17 protein-coding genes and 1 riboswitch are annotated in these 19117 nt (G+C 69.8%); of the genes, 8 read left to right on the forward strand and 9 right to left on the reverse strand.

What is annotated here, in order from left to right:
• Positions 1-4: 4 nt before the first annotated feature.
• The 5 genes from RI578_RS12070 to RI578_RS12090 form a co-directional block, all read right to left on the reverse strand.
• A complete protein-coding gene (locus RI578_RS12070) occupies positions 5-1804 on the reverse strand; it encodes an ABC transporter substrate-binding protein (RefSeq protein ID WP_310871082.1) in 1800 nt (599 codons plus the stop codon).
• Positions 1805-1874: 70 nt separating this feature from the next.
• Positions 1875-2882 (reverse strand): ABC transporter permease, encoded by a 1008-nt coding sequence (locus tag RI578_RS12075; protein WP_310871083.1) that lies wholly within the window; start codon positions 2880-2882, stop codon positions 1875-1877.
• Between the two features lie 315 nt (positions 2883-3197).
• Complete coding sequence (locus RI578_RS12080) at positions 3198-3995, reverse strand: enhanced serine sensitivity protein SseB C-terminal domain-containing protein (RefSeq protein ID WP_310871084.1); 798 nt, start codon at positions 3993-3995, stop codon at positions 3198-3200.
• 167 nt (positions 3996-4162) lie between these two features.
• Positions 4163-4930, reverse strand: coding sequence for an enhanced serine sensitivity protein SseB (locus RI578_RS12085; protein WP_310871085.1), 768 nt, complete (start codon positions 4928-4930; stop codon positions 4163-4165).
• A gap of 79 nt (positions 4931-5009) precedes the next feature.
• Positions 5010-5678: an AAA family ATPase gene (locus RI578_RS12090; RefSeq protein WP_310871086.1), complete on the reverse strand. Its 669-nt coding sequence runs from the start codon at positions 5676-5678 to the stop codon at positions 5010-5012.
• Between the two features lie 179 nt (positions 5679-5857).
• Positions 5858-5951, forward strand: a riboswitch (glycine riboswitch).
• Between the two features lie 157 nt (positions 5952-6108).
• Here RI578_RS12090 and gcvT point away from each other — a divergent pair.
• From gcvT to RI578_RS12115, 5 genes are all read left to right on the forward strand, one after another.
• The gene (gene gcvT / locus RI578_RS12095; RefSeq protein WP_310871087.1) at positions 6109-7227 is read left to right on the forward strand and encodes a glycine cleavage system aminomethyltransferase GcvT; all 1119 of its coding nucleotides are present in this window, start codon (positions 6109-6111) and stop codon (positions 7225-7227) included.
• A 135-nt stretch (positions 7228-7362) separates the two neighbouring features.
• Positions 7363-7740, forward strand: a complete 378-nt coding sequence (gcvH, locus tag RI578_RS12100; protein WP_121749291.1) for a glycine cleavage system protein GcvH — start codon at positions 7363-7365, stop codon at positions 7738-7740.
• Positions 7741-7754: 14 nt separating this feature from the next.
• Positions 7755-9020, forward strand: coding sequence for a serine hydroxymethyltransferase (gene glyA / locus RI578_RS12105; protein WP_310871088.1), 1266 nt, complete (start codon positions 7755-7757; stop codon positions 9018-9020).
• 100 nt (positions 9021-9120) lie between these two features.
• Complete coding sequence (locus tag RI578_RS12110; protein ID WP_310871089.1) at positions 9121-10488, forward strand: L-serine ammonia-lyase; 1368 nt, start codon at positions 9121-9123, stop codon at positions 10486-10488.
• Between the two features lie 408 nt (positions 10489-10896).
• Complete coding sequence (locus tag RI578_RS12115; protein WP_310871090.1) at positions 10897-11781, forward strand: universal stress protein; 885 nt, start codon at positions 10897-10899, stop codon at positions 11779-11781.
• Positions 11782-11863: 82 nt separating this feature from the next.
• On the opposite strand, the gene RI578_RS12120 is transcribed toward RI578_RS12115, so the two are convergent.
• The 3 genes from RI578_RS12120 to RI578_RS12130 all read right to left on the reverse strand — a co-directional run bounded on the left by RI578_RS12120 (position 11864) and on the right by RI578_RS12130 (position 15518).
• Positions 11864-12904 (reverse strand): cation transporter, encoded by a 1041-nt coding sequence (locus RI578_RS12120; RefSeq protein WP_310871091.1) that lies wholly within the window; start codon positions 12902-12904, stop codon positions 11864-11866.
• Between the two features lie 260 nt (positions 12905-13164).
• Positions 13165-14184 carry a hemolysin family protein gene (locus RI578_RS12125; RefSeq protein WP_310871092.1) on the reverse strand — a complete coding sequence of 340 codons (1020 nt, stop codon included), beginning with the start codon at positions 14182-14184 and terminating at the stop codon, positions 13165-13167.
• Complete coding sequence (locus RI578_RS12130) at positions 14181-15518, reverse strand: hemolysin family protein (RefSeq protein WP_310871093.1); 1338 nt, start codon at positions 15516-15518, stop codon at positions 14181-14183. The genes RI578_RS12125 and RI578_RS12130 overlap by 4 nt, the downstream gene beginning before the upstream one ends.
• 392 nt (positions 15519-15910) lie before the next feature.
• On the opposite strand from RI578_RS12130, the gene RI578_RS12135 reads away from it, so the two are divergent.
• From RI578_RS12135 to RI578_RS12145, 3 genes are all read left to right on the forward strand, one after another.
• Positions 15911-16129, forward strand: a complete 219-nt coding sequence (locus tag RI578_RS12135; RefSeq protein ID WP_310871094.1) for a hypothetical protein — start codon at positions 15911-15913, stop codon at positions 16127-16129.
• A 96-nt stretch (positions 16130-16225) separates the two neighbouring features.
• Positions 16226-17236 (forward strand): sporulation protein, encoded by a 1011-nt coding sequence (locus RI578_RS12140; protein WP_310871095.1) that lies wholly within the window; start codon positions 16226-16228, stop codon positions 17234-17236.
• 142 nt (positions 17237-17378) lie between these two features.
• The gene (locus tag RI578_RS12145) at positions 17379-17834 is read left to right on the forward strand and encodes a TerB family tellurite resistance protein (protein ID WP_310871096.1); all 456 of its coding nucleotides are present in this window, start codon (positions 17379-17381) and stop codon (positions 17832-17834) included.
• A gap of 673 nt (positions 17835-18507) precedes the next feature.
• Here the strand turns inward: RI578_RS12145 and RI578_RS12150 are convergent.
• Positions 18508-19113: a hypothetical protein gene (locus tag RI578_RS12150; RefSeq protein WP_310871097.1), complete on the reverse strand. Its 606-nt coding sequence runs from the start codon at positions 19111-19113 to the stop codon at positions 18508-18510.
• Positions 19114-19117: the final 4 nt, after the last annotated feature.

Below are 19117 nucleotides of genomic sequence, written 5' to 3' on the forward strand. Positions count from 1 at the left end.
CCGGTTACTTCGAGGACTTCAGACCGAGGTTGACGAAGTCGTACATACCGCTGTAGCCGTCGGTGGTGTACACGTTCGCCAGTCGGCCGGAGCGCCAGTTGATGAACTTCTCGAAGACGAAGGGCAGGTAGTACGCGCCCTCCATCACCTTGTGGTTGATCTCCGTCGCGATCTTCGCCTTGCCCGCGTCGTCCAGCTGGGTCAGGTAGTCCGCGAAGAGGCCGTCGATCTTCTTGTCGTCGATCATCGCGAAGTTGTTGTTCGCGCTCTCGAGGATGTAGTCGCTGTGCCACAGCGGCAGACCGTAGCCCTGGACGGACGGGAAGTCCGGGCCCCAGCCCATGATGATGATGCCGTAGCCCTTCTTCTCCACGTTCGAGGGGCTGCCGATGGTGCTGGCGTACTGCGCGCCGTCGTACTGGTCGATGTCGACGTCGATGCCGACCTTCTTCAGCGACGCCTGGAGGGACTCGGCGGTGGCCACCTCGACCGGCTTGTTGTTGCGGACGGCGATGGTGGTCTTGAACCCGTTGGGCTTGCCGCAGGCCTTCAGCTCTTCCTTGGCCTTCTCGACGTTGCCCTTCTTGTTCTCACCGGCCATGCCGTACGGGTCGTACTTCTGGCCCTCGGAGCCCGGGACGGACGGCGGCAGCATGTTCGTGCCGATCTCGCCACCGGCGACCGGGCCGCCGCGCGCGGTCTGCAGGGAGACGTGGTCGGCCCCGTACAGCACGGCCTTGCGGCAGTGGATGTTGTCGAACGGCTTCACGTTCTGCGGGAACGAGGCGTACCGGATGTAACCCGAGACCGGGTTGTCCAGGTTGCCCTTGTGCTCCTTCAGGGCGGTGGTGCGGCCCTGCGGGGACAGACCGGTCTGGGCCAGGTCCAGGTCGTAGTCGCCGGCGATCAGGCGGGCGTCCAGGTCGTTGGCGTTGGAGAAGAACTTGATCGTGATCTTGTCCGGGTACGCCTTGCGGACCGGGTCCGAGGCCTGGTTCCACTCGGTGTTGCGGACCAGGGTGAGGTCCTTGCCCGGGTTGTAGGACTCGAACTTGTACGGGCCCGAGGAGAACGGGCGCAGCGTGTACTTGGCCTTGGTGTCCTTGTCCTGGCGGACCGGGGACGCCGAGGTCAGCGCGAGCATCTCCTCGAAGTCGGAGTTGGCCTGCGGCAGCTTGAAGACGATGGTCTTGTCGTCCGGCGTCTCGATCGCCTTCAGGCCCAGCTTGTCCTTGGACTTGTCCTTGTACGGACCCTGGTACTCGTCCTTCGGGTCGAGCACCTCCTTGAGGTACGTCGGGCCGCCGGACAGCACGTCCTGCGCCCAGACGCGCTCGATGCCGTACTTGACGTCCTTGGACGTGATCGGCTTGCCGTCCTCCCAGGTGACGCCGTCACGCAGGGTGTACGTGTAGGTCTTGCCGTCGTCCGAGACCTTGGCGAGCCCGGTGGCGAGGTCGGGGGTGACCTGCGCGCCGGCGGCGCCCGGCTCCGTCTTGTTCGTGACGAGCTGGCGGCTGTAGTAGCGGGAGAAGTTCCACATGAAGCCGTAGTAGCCACGCGTGGTGTCCCACGAGTCGGCGTCCTGCGTGCTGGCGAACTTCAGCGTCCCGCCCTTCTTGGCCTGGGCGGCCTGGGCGACCTTGTTGTTGGCCGCGTCGAAGCCGGGCGCGCCGTTCTTCGACCCGCCGTTGCCGCTGTCGTCGCCGCCGCCGCCGCACGCCGCGGTGGTCAGCAGCGCGGCGACCACTGCGGCAGCGGCCAAAGCCTGCTTGCGCCGCCCTGAGGTGCGTTGGGTAGTCACGATCTCGGATCCTCCGGATTAGATGAGAGACCCCGTGCAGGTGCCACGGGTCGCTTGCCGGTACGGCAGGTCAGCGGGAGCCCTTCGGGTCCAGCGCGTCGCGTACGCCGTCCCCGAAGAGGTTGAAGGCAAGAACGGTGATGAAGATCGCCACACCCGGGATCACCATGTACATGGGATCCGACTTGTAGTAGTCGATCGCGCTCGAAAGCATCTGTCCCCAGGACGAGGTGGGCGGCTTGACGCCCACGCCCAGGAAGCTGAGTGCCGCCTCGGTCAGGATGTTGGTGGGGATCATCATCGTGGTGTAGACGATGATCGGCGCCACCAGGTTGGGCAGCAGTTCCTTGAACAGGATGTAGAACCGTCCGGCTCCCAGGGACCGGGCCGCCTCGACGTACTCCCGTTCACGCATCGAGAGTGTCTGGCCGCGGACCACGCGACCGATGTAGGGCCAGCCGAAGAAGCCGATGACCAGGATCATCATGAGCAGACGGACGCCCGTGCCGCTCAGTCCCAGCATGTTGTCGGGCATGACGGAGACCAGCGCGATGATGAACAGCAGCTGCGGGAAGGCCAGCAGGCCGTCCATGACCCGGCTGATGAGGGCGTCGACCCAGCCGCCGAAGAAGCCGGCCAGGACACCCAGAATGGTGCCGATGACCACGGCGACGAGCGCGGACAGGAAGCCCACGAGCAGTGAGATCCGGGCGCCGTGGACGATACGGGCGAAGACGTCGCGGCCGTTGACCGGTTCGACACCGAGCCAGTGCTCGCCGCTGATGCCGCCCAGCGACCCCGTGGGGGTGCCGAACAGCGGATCGATCGCATCCTCGTTGAACGAGTTGGGATCTTGCCCGTAGAGGGAGGTGATCGCCGGCGCGAGCACCGCGATCACGATGAGAACGAGCACCACGATGCCGCCCGTCAGGGCCAGCTTGTCCCGTTTCAGTCGCTCCCAGGCGATCCGGCCCAGGGAACGCCCCTGTACCGCCTTGGCGTCGGCGCCGGCAACCGCCGCTTCCTCGGCCGCACTCGGGGCCGCTTCCGCGGTCGGCTCGTGCAATGGTGCCGTCATCTGGCAGGGACCCCTCTCAACCGGCGGTAGCCGGCCCGCACTTGCCGCTGTAGCGGCGTGATCAGTCCGTCGTACGCAGGGGCGAACAGCCACCCCTTGTTGCGGGAGTCTTCAACGCTTTGGCGATCTGTAGCCAGACTTGACGGGGAATGGATGCGCAACCGTGATGCTGTTTGAGGTGTTCCGTTATCCGGACACTGGGTAACGGGGGTCGGACGCGGACGAGTTGGGACATCAAGGACAGGGTGGTGTCTTACGCCCTCGTCTACGCGCGAAGATGTCCGCCCACCGGTGGCGGGGCGGGCCCTGCGACGGTCAGTACCGGCCCCCGGCCGGAGGGTATCCGTACCCGCCCGCGGGTGCCTGGGCGGGGGCGGCCACGTGGGCCTCGCGGTCGTAGAAGGGGCGGGCGTGGGCGCGCAGCCACATGGCGACCGGGTCGTGCGTGTCGGTCATCGCCACCGTCGACACCGGCAGTCCGTCCGGCACCGCGCCGACGGACTGCTGCATCATCCCGCGCACCGCGTCGACGGCCGGCGGCGAGGTGTCGTACACGTCGAGGCCGATGGCGAGATAGGGCGCGCCCAGTGCCGGCTGCACCCAGGCGCGGCGAAGCGCGCGGACCGCCGGGGTACGGTGGGCGTTCTGCGCGAGCAGGGCGTAGAACTGCGGGACCTCGATGGCCGGTTCGGACAGGCGCAGAGGCCCGGCGGGCTGCCGGTCCAGGCCGGAGGCGATGCGGCGCAGATCCAGCCAGGGGATGCCGACGCCGCCGCCGGGGGCGTGCGGGTTGAGCCAGAGGCCGTAGTGGTCCGGGTAGAGGGCGCGGGCCACCTCCAGGCCGTCGACCACCTCGTACGACCGGTTCCAGCCGCTGGCCGACAGCTCCTGGGCGGAGGTGACGCAGGGCGCGTAGCCGTAGCCCTCGACCTCCATGTTTCCGTACTGGGCGTCCGGGGAGCCGGCCTGGCCGTGCCAGAGCAGCATCCAGACCTGGCCGGAGGTGGGGGTGGCGAGGGCGCGCAGCAGGGCCTCGTAGGCGTCGTAGCGCCCGGGCGTCACCTGGCGCAGCATGTGCTCGACCTGTCCGGTCGTGGTGCCGCTGGCGCTCACGTGTATCGCCCCTTCGAGAAGTTCCCCGGTTGTGAAACCAGCTTAAGGCTCCGCCGGGTGGGGGGCGCCTATGAGCTCGGGGGGTGCGGTTGTATTGCGTCTGCGGCGCCGTTGTGGCTTGTCGCGCAGTTCCCCGCGCCCCTTACCGGCGTTGGCCTCACCGGCGTTCACAAGCCCCGGTCGTAGAACGGGCGGACGTTTGTCCTCATCCAGTCGCAGACCGGGTCCTGGGCTGCCTCCAGGAGGACCAGGTTGACCTGGGTCTTCAGGGGGGCCTTGGTCAGGGCGCGGCCCAGGGCGTCCAGGGGGAGGGCGCGGGCGTCGTCCTCCCAGTGGGTGAGTTCGACGCCGACGAACATGACGGGGTCGGCCGTCTCGACGGCGGCCAGGCAGCGGCGGGCGGTGCGCACGACGCCGACGGCGGCGAATTCGGCGGAGGCCGCGGCCAGGAAGTCCACCGGGTCGTCCTGCCAGTCCGGCTCGAAGAGGCGGACCCGGCCGCCGGACGCGGGCCCGTCCAGCGGGGTGCGGCCGGCCCGGCACAGCTCGGCAACGGCCGGCGGCGGCAGCGGGATGCCGACCACGCCGTCCGGGTTCACGGCGATGCCGACCTGCGGGGGCAGGCCGCGGGCGAACTCCGCGGCGGGGGCGATGGTGTACGCCATCTGCGCGCCGGCGACCTGGCGGAGCTGCTCCTCCGAGCTGAACACCGGCACGTAGGCCTGGCCCTCGATCTCCAGCGAGGGCAGATCGAGGGGGCCGCTGTTCGGGCCGCCGCCGTTCGGCAGGGGTATCCACACGAAGCTGCGGCCGAGCACCTCCACGATCCGGCCGCCGGCGCCCGGCACGCCGAGGGAGGCGGACAGCACCTCCTCCAGCTCGTTGCCGGGCCACCCGCCGTGCGGGTGGGGGTGCGCCTGTGCCGGGAAGTCCATCTGCCTACCTACCGCCTGCCTGGTACCGCTGCTGTGGCTGAAAAGGCTAACCCGTTCGGCCCCGCCGCCCTACGGTGCGTCACCCCGTGAAGGCGATGCGGCGCAGCGTGTCCGCCGCCGCCCGGTCCAGGAGGATCGCCGAGGTGCAGCCGGCGGGCAGGGTGCCCTCGGTCACCGCGCGCAGCAGGCGGGTGTTGGCCGTGCGGTGGCGCAGGAACGCGTACCGCGACACGCCCCGGCCGCGCTCGCGCTGGCCGGCCAGGGCCTCTCCGGCGTCGACGTCGAGCAGCAGCAGGTGCAGGGTGCCGTCACGGCGGCGGGCCTCGCGGGCCAGCCAGCCGCGCACCCAGGCCTGGGTGCCGCAGTCGTGCACGACGACGCCCTCGCCGGAGCGCAGCGCCCTGCGCAGTCCGGCGTAGTGGGCGAGGCGGACGAAGGGGCGGTAGAGCCCGTACGGCAGGAAGCGCGGCATTCGGCGGTCCCAGCGGTCGCGGGTGTCCTGGGAGTCGATGCGCGGTCCGCGTACGGTGCGCGCCATCAGCGTGGACTTGCCGCTGCCGGGCAGGCCGGTGATCACCACCAGGTCCCGGGGTCCGAAGAGCAGGGCGTGCGGGCTGCGGCCGTCCCGGTCCCGCAGGTCGCGGACGACGGGTGCGGGCAGTTCGGCGCACGCCTCCGGTGCCGGGGCGACGGGCTGCTTGGGCAGCGCGAGACCCGAGGTCGTGGCGTACGCCGTGGTCCTGTTCACCGTGATCGTCCTCCCCTGGGGCGGTTCACGAGTCACCATCCCCGTCGAGTGTAAAGAGAAGGTAATGCGCAGGTCTCGCGTTTTCGTGCGCTTACTGCCACAGGCCGGTTACAGATCACGGTCTGCCATGGATCGGCCGGGCGTGCAATGATGGCGGCGCCAACTGCATACCGGCCGTTTGAATCCGCGCGGGAGAGTCCCCGGCCGCGCCGGGGCGCCGAAGGAGCAAGTCCCTCCCTTGAATCTCTCAGGCACCGTTACCGCGTGGGCGAGGCACATCTGAAAAGCGGGCCGCCCCTCGACGGGCTGCCCCACCCAAGGTGCAAGTCCTGGTCGCCGTACTCCGGTGGTCGTGGCGAACCTCTCAGGTTTCGATGACAGATGGGGAGGATCGACCTCGCCACGTCCTGTCCTGGGAGACGACCGACCGATGAGCAGTACAGAACTCCGCCGTACCGCGCTCGATGCCACGCATCGCGCGCTGGGCGCGACGATGACCGACTTCGCCGGCTGGGACATGCCCCTGCGCTACGGCTCCGAGCGCGACGAGCACGTCGCGGTGCGCACCCGGGCCGGGCTCTTCGACCTCTCGCACATGGGTGAGATCACGGTCACCGGTGCGCACGCCGCCGAGCTGCTGAACTTCGCGCTGGTCGGCAACATCGGCAGCGTGAAGCCGGGCCGCGCCCGCTACACCATGATCTGCCGCGAGGACGGCGGCATCCTGGACGACCTGATCGTCTACCGGCTGGGCGAGACCGAGTACATGGTGGTCGCCAACGCCTCCAACGCCCAGGTCGTGCTGGACGCGCTGACCGAGCGGGCCGCCGGCTTCGACGCCGAGGTGCGCGACGACCGCGACGCCTACGCGCTGCTCGCCGTACAGGGCCCGGAGTCCCCGGGCATCCTCGCCTCGCTCACCGACGCCGACCTGGACGGCCTGAAGTACTACGCCGGGCTGCCCGGCACGGTCGCGGGCGTCCCGGCGCTCATCGCGCGCACCGGCTACACCGGCGAGGACGGCTTCGAGCTGTTCGTGAAGCCGGAGCACGCCGTGGAGCTGTGGCAGGCGCTGACCAAGGCGGGCGAGGGCGCCGGGCTGGCCCCGTGCGGCCTCTCCTGCCGGGACACGCTCCGCCTGGAGGCGGGCATGCCGCTGTACGGGCACGAGCTGACGACCGCGCTGACGCCCTTCGACGCCGGGCTCGGCCGGGTGGTGAAGTTCGAGAAGGAGGGCGACTTCGTCGGGCGCGCCGCGCTGACCGAGGCCGCTTCCCGGGCTGAGCAGAACCCGCCCCGCGTCCTGGTCGGCCTGGTCGCCGAGGGCCGCCGGGTCCCGCGCGCCGGGTACCGGGTCGTCGCCGGCGGCGAGGTCGTCGGCGAGGTCACCTCCGGCGCGCCGTCCCCGACGCTGGGCAAGCCGATCGCCATGGCGTACGTCGACCCAGCGCACGCGGCGCCGGGCACCGCGGGTGTCGGCGTGGACATCCGGGGCAGCCACGAACCGTACGAGGTCGTGGCGCTGCCGTTCTACAAGCGCCAGAAGTAGACACTGCACACTGACACCGGGCGGCGGGGCCCTGTCGTCCCGCGCGCGCCCTCGCTGCTCACCAGCGGTGTCAGCAGTCCCCTCATCAGCAGCCCCCTTCACCAGCACTCCCTCGCGTACAGGAGAATTCAGGCCATGAGCAACCCCCAGCAGCTGCGCTACAGCAAGGAGCACGAGTGGCTGTCGGGCGCCGAGGACGGCGCCTCGACGGTCGGCATCACGGAGCACGCGGCCAACGCGCTCGGTGACGTGGTCTTCGTCCAGCTCCCCGAGGTCGGCGACTCGGTGACCGCGGGCGAGACCTGCGGCGAACTGGAGTCCACCAAGTCGGTCTCCGACCTGTACTCCCCCGTCTCCGGCGAGATCACCGAGGTCAACGAGGACGTCGTCAACGACCCGTCGCTGGTGAACTCCGCGCCCTTCGAGGGCGGCTGGCTGTTCAAGGTGCGCGTCACGGACGAGCCGGCCGACCTGCTCTCCGCCGACGAGTACACCGCCTTCACCGCCGGCTGAGGAGTCACGACCGCATGTCGCTTCTGAACACACCCCTGCACGAGCTCGACCCCGACGTCGCCGCCGCCGTCGACGCCGAGCTGGACCGCCAGCAGTCCACCCTGGAAATGATCGCCTCCGAGAACTTCGCGCCCGTCGCGGTCATGGAGGCCCAGGGCTCGGTCCTCACCAACAAGTACGCCGAGGGCTACCCCGGCCGCCGCTACTACGGCGGCTGCGAGCACGTCGACGTGGTCGAGCAGATCGCCATCGACCGGGTCAAGGCGCTCTTCGGCGCCGAGCACGCCAACGTGCAGCCGCACTCGGGCGCCCAGGCCAACGCGGCCGCGATGTTCGCGCTGCTCAAGCCCGGCGACACGATCATGGGTCTGAACCTCGCCCACGGCGGGCACCTGACCCACGGCATGAAGATCAACTTCTCCGGCAAGCTCTACAACGTCGTCCCCTACCACGTGGGCGAAGACGGCCAGGTCGACATGGCCGAGGTGGAGCGCCTCGCCAAGGAGACCCGGCCGAAGCTGATCGTGGCCGGCTGGTCGGCGTACCCGAGGCAGCTGGACTTCGCCGCGTTCCGCAAGGTCGCGGACGAGGTCGGCGCGTACCTGATGGTCGACATGGCGCACTTCGCCGGTCTGGTCGCGGCGGGCCTGCACCCGAACCCGGTCCCGCACGCCCACGTGGTGACCACCACGACGCACAAGACGCTGGGCGGCCCCCGCGGTGGTGTGATCCTCTCCACGACCGAACTCGCCAAGAAGATCAATTCCGCCGTCTTCCCCGGTCAGCAGGGTGGACCGCTGGAGCATGTGGTGGCCGCCAAGGCCGTCGCCTTCAAGGTCGCCGCGAGCGAGGACTTCAAGGAGCGCCAGGGCCGTACGCTGGAGGGTGCCCGCATCCTGGCCGAGCGCCTGGTGCGGGACGACGCGAAGGCGGCGGGCGTCTCCGTCCTGACCGGCGGCACGGACGTCCACCTGGTCCTGGTGGACCTGCGCGACTCCGAGCTGGACGGGCAGCAGGCCGAGGACCGCCTCCACGAGGTCGGCATCACGGTCAACCGCAACGCCGTCCCGAACGACCCGCGTCCGCCGATGGTGACCTCCGGTCTGCGCATCGGTACGCCGGCCCTGGCGACCCGCGGCTTCACGGCCGAGGACTTCGCCGAGGTCGCGGACGTGATCGCCGAGGCGCTGAAGCCGTCCTACGACGCGGAAGCCCTCAAGGCCCGGGTGAAGACCCTGGCCGACAAGCACCCGCTGTACCCGGGTCTGAACAACAAGTAGACACCGCGCGTGTCCGGGGCGCCGGGCCCGCCACAAGCGGACCCGGCGCCCCACCCCGAAGCACCACCCTCTGCACCACCCCCGTTCTGAGGAGTCCCCCGTGGCCATCTCGGTCTTCGACCTGTTCTCGATCGGCATCGGCCCGTCGAGCTCGCACACGGTCGGCCCGATGCGCGCGGCCCGCATGTTCGCCCGCCGCCTGCGCAACGAGGAGCTGCTGGGCTCCGTCGCCTCGGTCCGGGCCGAGCTGTACGGCTCGCTCGGCGCCACCGGCCACGGCCACGGCACGCCCAAGGCGGTGCTGCTCGGCCTGGAGGGCGACTCGCCGCGCACGGTGGACGTGGAGACGGCCGACGACCGCGTCGAGACGATCAAGTCGTCCGGCCGCATCAGCCTCCTGGGCGAGCACGAGATCGCCTTCTCCTACGACGACGACATGGTCCTGCACCGCCGCAAGGCCCTCCCCTACCACGCCAACGGCATGACCCTGCGGGCGTACGACGCGGCCGGCACGGAAGTGCTCTCCAAGACCTACTACTCGGTCGGCGGCGGCTTCGTCGTCGACGAGGACGCGGTGGGCGCTGACCGCATCGTGCTCGACGACACGGTGCTGAAGTACCCCTTCCGCACCGGCGACGAGCTGCTGCGCCTGTCCCGGGAGACGGGCCTGTCCATCTCGGCCCTGATGCTGGAGAACGAGCGGTCCTGGCGCGACGAGGACGAGATCCGCGAGGGCCTGCTGGAGATCTGGCGCGTGATGCAGGCGTGCGTCGACCGCGGCATGTCCCGCGAGGGCATCCTGCCGGGCGGCCTGAAGGTCCGCCGCCGCGCCGCCAACACCGCGCGCAAGCTGCGCTCGGAGGGCGACCCGCAGGCGCTGTCCATGGAGTGGATCACCCTCTACGCCATGGCCGTGAACGAGGAGAACGCGGCCGGCGGCCGGGTCGTCACCGCCCCGACGAACGGCGCGGCGGGCATCATCCCGGCGGTCCTGCACTACTACATGAACTTCGTGCCCGGCGCCGACGAGGAGGGCGTGGTCCGCTTCCTCCTGGCCGCGGGCGCGATCGGCATGCTCTTCAAGGAGAACGCCTCCATCTCCGGCGCCGAGGTCGGCTGCCAGGGCGAGGTCGGCTCGGCCTGCTCCATGGCGGCCGGCGCGCTCGCCGAGGTGCTGGGCGGCTCCCCCGAGCAGGTGGAGAACGCCGCCGAGATCGGCATGGAGCACAATCTCGGCCTGACCTGCGACCCGGTCGGCGGCCTCGTCCAGATCCCGTGCATCGAGCGCAACGGCATGGCCGCGGTCAAGGCGGTCACGGCGGCGCGGATGGCGATGCGGGGCGACGGGTCCCACAAGGTGTCCCTCGACAAGGTCATCAAGACCATGAAGGACACCGGCGCGGACATGTCGGTGAAGTACAAGGAGACGGCGCGGGGCGGGCTCGCGGTCAACATCATCGAGTGCTAGGCGGATGGGCCCTGACCACCCCCCCTGAGACAGACGTCTGCCGGGTAGGCCCGGACGATGCCGCACTGTCCGGGCCTAGCTGGTCAGAGCCCTACGTCGTGACCCGCGATCCGATGCGCATCATCCGCTGCTTGGCCGTCCACTCACGCACCGCTCACGTTTCCGCTCGCGAAGCGGCCCCGTGAGCTCCTGAGATCAGATGCTCAACGCGGGCCCCAATGACCATGCGCCCCTGACGCATCGAGGCGATACCCATCAGCCCTGCGGCGAGCAGTCTGGTCTATGGCGAAAGACCGGGTCCGGAGAGAAGCTGGGGGAGGGTGCCGAGGCAGCGAGGGATCGCCTACGACTCCGAGTGGGTGCCGGCGTGAAGGCTCCCATTCTTCCCACAGGAACAGGAGCGTGCCGATGAGCGGGCTCGTGGTTGTCGGGGTGGACGGCTCGCCACCGAGTCTTGCCGCGGTGGATGTCGCGGTGCGGGAGGCGCGACTGCGGTCTGCGGGGCTGCGTGTGGTGCACGGGTTCACCTGGCCCGCCCTGCACCCGCCGGTCGGTCCGTCCCCGCTGGGTCCGGCACAGAGCGCGTTGCGTGAACAGGTCGAGCACGTGGTGTTGGAAGCAGTGCAGCGGGCCAGAGCGAAGGCGCCGGATGTGGAGGTCACCCACGCGGTGATCGTCGGCGAGGCGCTGGCGGTCTTGGAGGGACAGTCGCGCGGCGCAGCCCTGCTGGTGGTCGGCAACAGGGGACGTGGGCGCTTTGCCGGAGTGCTGGTGGGCTCGGTGGCGGTGCATTTGGCGGGTCATGCGCACTGCCCGGTCATGGTGGTGCGGGGCAGACCCGACCCGGCGGGCCCGGTACTGGCGGGAGTCGACGGCTCGCCGGAGAGCAGGGCAGCTTTGGCGTTCGCCTGCACCGAGGCCGCGCTACGGGACACCGGTCTGGTGGCTGTGCACGTGTGGGGGACGCGGGGAGACCGTACTGAGGTGATGCTTGGGCTGCAGGCGGAGGAGGATCACGCAGCCCGGCTCCGAGCAGAGGCGGAACAGATGTTCACCGAGGCTCTGGCGAGCCTGAGCGTGTCCCAGACGGGAGTGAAGGTGAGCCGCCGCTTGGTGCGGGGCCCTGTCCGCCAGTCGCTGATCACGGAGAGCGAGGGCGCGCAGCTGCTGGTCCTGGGGGCACGGGGCCACGGCGGCTTCGCGGGGTTGCTTCTGGGGTCCGTCAGCCAGGCGGTCCTTCACCATGCTCACTGCCCTGTCGGCGTCGTACCGGGCATTGGCGAGGAAAGATGACCGGTGGAGTCGCGCGTTCGCAGGAGGGTGCCTTGGCCGGTGGCTTCATGGGGCGACGCGTAGCTCTGGTGCGGGTCGGCTTTCAGAAGGCGAGCACGGCGACAGTGCTCGCGTAGATGGCGATGAGCAAGATGCCGTCAAAGCCGATCTTGAGCCAGCCGCGCTTCTGGCGGACGAGCAGACCACCGAGCAGGACCGCCGTCATGACCAACGCACCGCTCGTGAGGAACAGTTCATCCGGGTTCGCGGCGTGGAACAGGGACCCGCCTTGATAGGCGATGTCGCCGACGACGAGATTGAGCGCGTCCAGGCAGTTCCCGCCGACGATGGCCGCGATGGCCAGCGTGACGGCTCCGCGTCGGACGGCCGCAATGGACGTGACCGTCTCCGGGAGTGCGTTGACAAGGCCCATGAACACGGCACCCACGAGGCCGGCGCTCAGACCCGTATGCTCCACGATGCCCTCCGCCGCGCGGGCCACCGCCCAACCTCCGATCATGACGAGGACCGCCACGGCCGCGAACTCGGTCCACAGCCGTGATGTCTGGTGGCCGGCGAGTCCGTCGGTGCCTTCGCTCGCGATGTCGGGAAGCGTCTCCCTTGTGGGCACCGCGCGCCACATTGGTTCGCCATGGGAGCGGATGAGCCGAAGCCCACCGATGTAAAAGGCCACCATCAGCACGGACGCCGGATGCAGGCCCAGAAAGGTGACGGATGGGCTGAACGTCGCCATCAGAGCGATACCCAGCAAGCCCATGAGCAGGCAGCCGAACAGCATGTTGGGCAGCGACGCGGCGGCGTGTTCCAGGTTGACCCTCCGCAGGAAGGCGTCGGCGACGACGAGTGCGAGGGTCTGCGCCGCGATACCGCCCACAGCGTTGCTGTACGCGAGATCAGGTTGGTCCGCGGCGGCACTGACCGCGGTCATCACGATGCCCGAGAGAGACGTCACGAGGCCGAACAACACCGCACCGAACAGGGCTTCTCCCCAGCCGGTGCGGTCGGCGAGGGTGTCGCCCACCCCTGCGAGTCGGATACTGCACACCACGGTGACGGCCGTGGCCAGGACAAAGATTCCAATGCTCCAGCTCAAAGGCCACACGTCGGTCAGCGATGTGAGCATGGGAGCCTTTCGTCGACGCGAGGTAGCGGGGAGTAGCCGACTGTCTCGTACCACGGAGCACTCCCTCTACACGACGCGCACTGGACGCATGCGGTGTCGGCGAACGGGAGGAAACAGGCTGAGCACGGCACGGCCGAGGGGTGGTCCGCAGCACGCGGGCCAGGCGCATGAGCGGGACCGGATGTGCGGCGAGCAGCCCTGCCCCCGGGGCATGCGTGAGCGCCCCGGGTTGACCGGGGCGCTCGGTGGCAGGCGGGTGGTTATGCCGTCTGGGGCTGGAGGTAGCGGGCCAGCAGGTCGTCCAGGCTCACCATGCCGGTGAGAGCGCCGGTGTCGTCGCGGACCACCGCGAGGGTGGCTCGGCGTCGGCGCAGCAGTTCGATCGCTTCGGCCACCGTGGTGTCCTCGGCGAGTTCGGGCACGGGGCGTGCCAGGGCACGGGCGGTGGTGGGCCGGCCCTGGGCGCGTGCGACGAGGACGTCTCGGGCGTGCACTGAGCCGAGCACGTCTGTGTCCGCGCGGACCAGTAGTCGGGTGCGGTCGGTGTCGGCGGCCAGGGTCAGGATCTGTTGCGCGTCGGCGTCGGCGTCGACCGCGGTGATGTCTGCGGCCGGGATCCGCAGGTCGCGTACCGGGGTCTCCGGTTCGGTCAGTGAGCGGGTCAGCAGGTCTGAGTCGGTTTCGCTGATCAGGCCGAGCCGTTCCGACTCCTCCACCAGGTGGGTGAGCTGCTCGCGGTTGTGGACGGAGGCCAGTTCGTCGCGCGGGGTGACGCGGCACAGCCGGACCAGGGCGTTGCTGATTCTGTTGAGGACCCAGATGAGCGGGCGTACGGCCTTCACGATCCCCCGGAAGGGCGGGGAGAGGAGCATCGCGGAGCGCTCGGGGTGGGCGATGGCCCAGGACTTGGGTGCCATCTCGCCGAGCACCATGTGCAGGAACACGACCACGATCATCGCCACGGCGAAGGCCACGCCATAGCTGAGCGCGGTGGGCAGGCCGAGCTTGTGCAGCAGGGGGTCCAGCTCGTGGGAGATGGCGGGCTTGGACACCGAGCCCAGGCCCAGGGTGCACACGGTGATGCCGAGCTGGGCGCCGGCCAGCATCAGCGAGAGCTCGCGCATGCCGGCCAGTGCCGCTTTGGCGCCGCGCTGCCCGTCGGCGACGGCCTTCTCCATGCGGTGCCGTTTGGCGGCGACCAGCGCGAACTCGGCGGCGACGAAGAACCCGCTGCCGACGAGCAGCAGGACGGTGACGAAGAGCGCCATCGGGAAACTCATGCCTGCCCCTCCGTCTTCACGGCCGTTCGCTCGATCCGGACGCGCTCCGGTACGTGCCGGTCGAGGGTGCGTACGTCGATCGCCACGCCGCCGCCACCGGGCAGTACGACGGTGAGGTGGTCGCCGATGGCCGGGAAACGGCCGAGCCGGTCGACGACCAGGCCGGCCACGGTGTCGTAGTCCTCGTCCCCCGGCAGCTCGATGCCGGTGATATCGGCCACCTCGTCCAGACGGCGCCCGGCGTCCACCAGCCAGCCGTCGCCGTCCGCGACCGCGACCTCGGTGACCGTGTCCGACTCGTCGGCGATGTCGCCGACGAGTTCCTCGGCGACGTCCTCGTAGGTGACGACGCCCGCCACACCACCGTGCTCGTCGAGGACGACGGCGAACTCGTCGTCCCGCTCCCGCATCCGCTCCACGGCATCCGGCAGCGGCAGGGTGTCCGGCAGCAGCAGCGGCCCCCGGGCCACCGCGCCCGCCGTGACCGAGGTGAGCCGGCCGGCGGGCAGCCCCATCAGCTCCCGCACGCCCAGCACGCCCGCGACGTCGTCCGGATGGTCGCCGAGCACCGGGTAGTTGGAGTGGCCGTGCTTGCCGATGAGGTCGATGGCCTCGGCCGCGGTGGCGTCCTTGCGGACGAAGACCGCGTCGACCCGCGGCACCATCACCTCGTGCAGCGTTCGCTCGGAGAACTCGAGGGCGTGGTCGATCAGCTCGGCGGTGCCGCGCGGCAACTGTCCCTGCTCGTGGGACTCGCCGATCAGGTGGCCCAGCTCCTCCAGGGTGGCGCCGTGGTGCAGTTCCTCGACCGGCTCGATGCCGACCTTGCGCAGCAGCTTGTTCGCGGCGCCGTCGAAGATCCGGACCAGCGGGCCGACGACCTTGAGGTACGCCAGCGTGGATGCCGCCAGTGACTTCGCCAGCCTTTCCGGGACGGCGATGGCGAGGTTCTTCGGCGCCAACTCTCCCAGCACCATCTGCACGACCGTGGCCAGGACGAAGGCGAGCACGACGGAGATGCCGGTGACCGCGCCGTCGGGGATGCCGAGTCCGGACAGGACCGGCCTCAACAGCGCGGAAACGGACGGCTCGGCGATGAAACCGACGACCAGACCCGTCACGGTGATGCCGAGCTGCGCGCCAGAGAGCATGAACGACAACCGCCCCAGCACCTTCAGGGCACGGGCGGCCTTCCGGTCCCCGTTCTCGGCCTCACGCGCGAGGGCGAGCCGGTCGGCGGAGACGTACGCGAACTCCTGGGCGACGAAGTAGCCGGTGCCCGCGGTCAGCACGAACACGGCCAGCACGCCCAGCCAGGCTTCCACGGCACTCATCCGACACCACCCCGCCGCTTGCCGTGCTCAGGAGATACCGGGCGGGATGGTCGGGGACTGTGCCCCGAAGGGTCCGTCGACGATCTGGCGGACAAGCGATGACTCCTCATCTAGGCGTGCAGACGGAAAAACGATTGTGACCGAAAACAGGTTCCCGGCCACTGTCCGCGCCGGGCAGGCGTAGGCGCACTGCCCGGTCCGCACCAGCGAGCCACCGACGGCGAGCCGATGTCGCGCGTGGCCTCTGGCCAGCTCAGGAGCGTATTTCAGCCTTTCCCGGCGAGGCCGCCCGGAGCGCGCTCCCGGCCTGCCGAGGCAACTCTATGCTTCTACTCGTTTGTAGAAACAGACCCGGGCGAGGCCTGGGCCGTGCACCGCTGGAGGCGACACACATGGCTTCGATCGATCTGGACAAGGTGCTGGACAAGGCGTGGGCGGACAAGAGTCTGCCGGAGATACTCGCCGCCCCGGTTGGGGCCCTGAAAGGGGTCTCCGACCGCGACGGCGAGCTGCTTCAGGAGGCGTTCGGAGTCAAGACCGTCGCGGATCTGGCCGAACTGAAGTACGTCCGCTGGGCACAGGCACTCGCCGCTCTCGAAGCGGCAAAGTAACCCACCGGCGGGCAAGCGTGGTGCCGTTCTTCCTTTTTGCCGGCCGGACGGCACCTCTTCATGGAACACACGTACGCATAAGGAGTGGACGCCACGATGGTGTTCAAACGACTTCTCGGCTCGCTCGGCGTGGGAGGCCCCACGGTCGACACGGTCCTCGACCCGGCTCCCGTCCTGCCCGGCGGCACGCTCACCGGCCAAGTACAGCTCAAGGGCGGCCAGGCCGACTTCGACATCGAGCACATCGCACTCGAACTGGTGGCCCGCGTCGAGGCGGAGCACGAGGACGGGGAGAGCGAGGGCGTCGTCGTCTTCGACCGGTTCACCGTCGGCGGCGGCTTCCGGCTCGCCGCCGAGGAGCCGCACCGCGTGCCCTTCAGCATCACCCTGCCCTGGGAGACACCCGTCACCGAGCTGTACGGGCAGCCCCTGGGCATCGTGCTCGGCGTGCGCACCGAGCTGGCGGTCGCCGGCGCCAAGGACAAGGGCGACCTCGACCAGCTCACCGTCGCGCCCCTGCCCGTCCAGGAGGCCATCCTGGAGGCCCTCGGACAGCTCGGCTTCGGCTTCCGCTCCGCCGACCTGGAGTACGGCCGCATCGGCGGCACCGGTCAACAGCTGCCCTTCTACCAGGAGATCGAACTCACCCCGCCCCCGCGGTACGCCCACCAGGTCAACGAGATCGAGCTGACCTTCCTGGCGGGCCCGGGCGGACTGGAAGTGGTACTGGAGGCCGACAAGCGCGGCGGCCTCCTCTCCCCCGGACACGACGCGCTCACGCGTTTCACCGTCGGCCACCACGAGGAACGCGACTGGAACGCCTCGGTGGACGGCTGGATCCGCCAGCTCATCGAGCACCGAACGACCTACGGCCACCAGGCCGCCTACGGGCACGGCGCCCCGTACGCCGACCACGGACACGGCGGGCACCATGCGCACGACGACCGTCACCACGAGGGCCATCACCGTTCCGGACCCGGCATGGGCACGGCCGTCGCGGCGGGCGCGGCCGGGCTCGCGGTCGGTGTCGTCGGCGGCATGGTCGCCGCGGAGGTCGTCGACGAGGTGGGGGACTTCTTCGAGGGCGACGAGGAAGACGAGGGCTGATCGGTAGAGCCCGCGCAGGGAGGGACCGGAGGCACGAGCGCCGCCCGTCCCTCCTGGTAACTTCTACGTTGCTGTAGAAGTTTTGCGGCTGTTCCGGGCCCACTTGGGTCCGGGGCACACCTTTGACCCGTACGGAGTTCTCATGGCCCTGTGGGACCGCTTCAAGGAGTCCGCGTCGCAGATGCAGACGCAGCTCACGGCGAAGAAGAACGACCTCAAGAGCGGCGCCTTCCGCGACGCGAGCATGGCGATGTGCGCGCTGGTCGCCGCCGCCGACGGCAGCGTCGACCCGTCCGAGCGGCAGCGCGTGGCCCAGCTGATCGGGACCAACGAGGTGCTGCAGAACTTCCCCGCCGACGACCTGCGCCGCCGCTTCGAGGCCAACCTGGACAAGCTGACCGCCGACTTCGCCTTCGGCAAGGTCGGCGTCCTCCAGGAGATCGCCAAGGCGAAGAAGAAGCCCGCCGAGGCACGGGCCGTGGTGCAGATCGGCATCGTGATCGGCGGCGCGGACGGGGACTTCGACAAGGACGAACAGGCTGTCGTCCGCGAGGCGTGCTACGCCCTGGACCTGCCCCCGCACGAGTTCGACCTCTGACAGACAACCGGCCCGTGCGCCGGGTCGTCCGAGCGACCGTCGGCCCGGCACACCGACCGCGGTGAGAGCTGGAGTGGAGACGTTGAACGCCGACCGGCCCCCTCAGCGAGGTTCCCTGCGCCATGTCCGTACCGCCGCGGTCCTGGCCAGCGCCGGGATGCTGGTCAGCATCGTGCTCTCGGCCCTCCCGCAGGAGCCGCCCCCCGTGCCGTTCACCGCCGGGTACCACGAGGACCGGCCCAGTGCGGTTTCGACGACGACCCCGACGGGCTCCTGGGCAGACCCGACGGCTACCGCGGCGAAGTCGCTTTCGAGGACTGTCGGGTAGACGGCGGCACGTAGCCCGAAAGGACCCTGGAAGTGTGCACCTTGGCGGGGTGGTCGAGGTCTTCCCTGACCCGGAAGCCGCCCGCACGCGGGCCCGGAATCTGCACGCTCCCGTGTCGAGTTCGCCCGGCCGCGCGGAGTACGCCTGCCTCAACGGGCGGGTTCTGCTGCGGCTCTCGCCGTACCTGACCGGATGCTTCCGGGAGCGAGGTCGGTCCCCACAAACCTGGATCGAGCCAGGCGTCTTCGTGGGCCTTGCGTGTTGTCCGTGCCGATCGCCATCATCGGCCTCTTCGCCGACCTCGCCGTGCTGATGGACCACGCCTGACGGCTCCGCTCTCGTCGATCAGAGAGGGGTGGCAGCGTGCAGGATGAGGAACATCGTCACGGCTGAATTCGCCGATGACATCGCCGACACGACGGTTCCCGCCGCCGCGGCCCACGCCGCCCAGCCCACCGAGGTGGACACCGACGACCAGCTGCGCGTCACCGGAGCGGGACCGAGCAGAGCGGCCACCCTGCGCGGTACCGGGCCCGGCGTATACGCACAGGGCACGTCGTCCGGCAGGACGGCCACCGAAGTGTCCGGCAGCCCGGCCAGCGCGCGATGAGCGCGGCGACGCACCTGACCATGCCGCCACAGTGTCCGCCCGCAGGCCAGCAGTACCGCGCACAAGGCCGGGATCGCCGCCTTGCCGGCCACTTCGTCATAGGGAACCGCCGCACGAACTTCCGGATCGGACCAGCCGTCGGGCAGCGGATTACCCGGCAACTGCGCGGTGCCGACCACCATCACCAGGGCCAGGCACACCGTGCTGCACAGGGCCATCACCGCGGCCACGGCCGTGAGCAGCCTGGTCGCGATCCGCGGGTGCAGATGCTGTTCCGCCAGGCGAGCGATCGGCCAGGCCGCCAACGGCAGAACGAGCGGCAGGAAGACGAACACCCCCATGAGT

The sequence above is a fragment of the Streptomyces sp. BB1-1-1 genome, from assembly GCF_031597775.1.
GTDB lineage: Bacteria > Actinomycetota > Actinomycetes > Streptomycetales > Streptomycetaceae > Streptomyces > Streptomyces thinghirensis.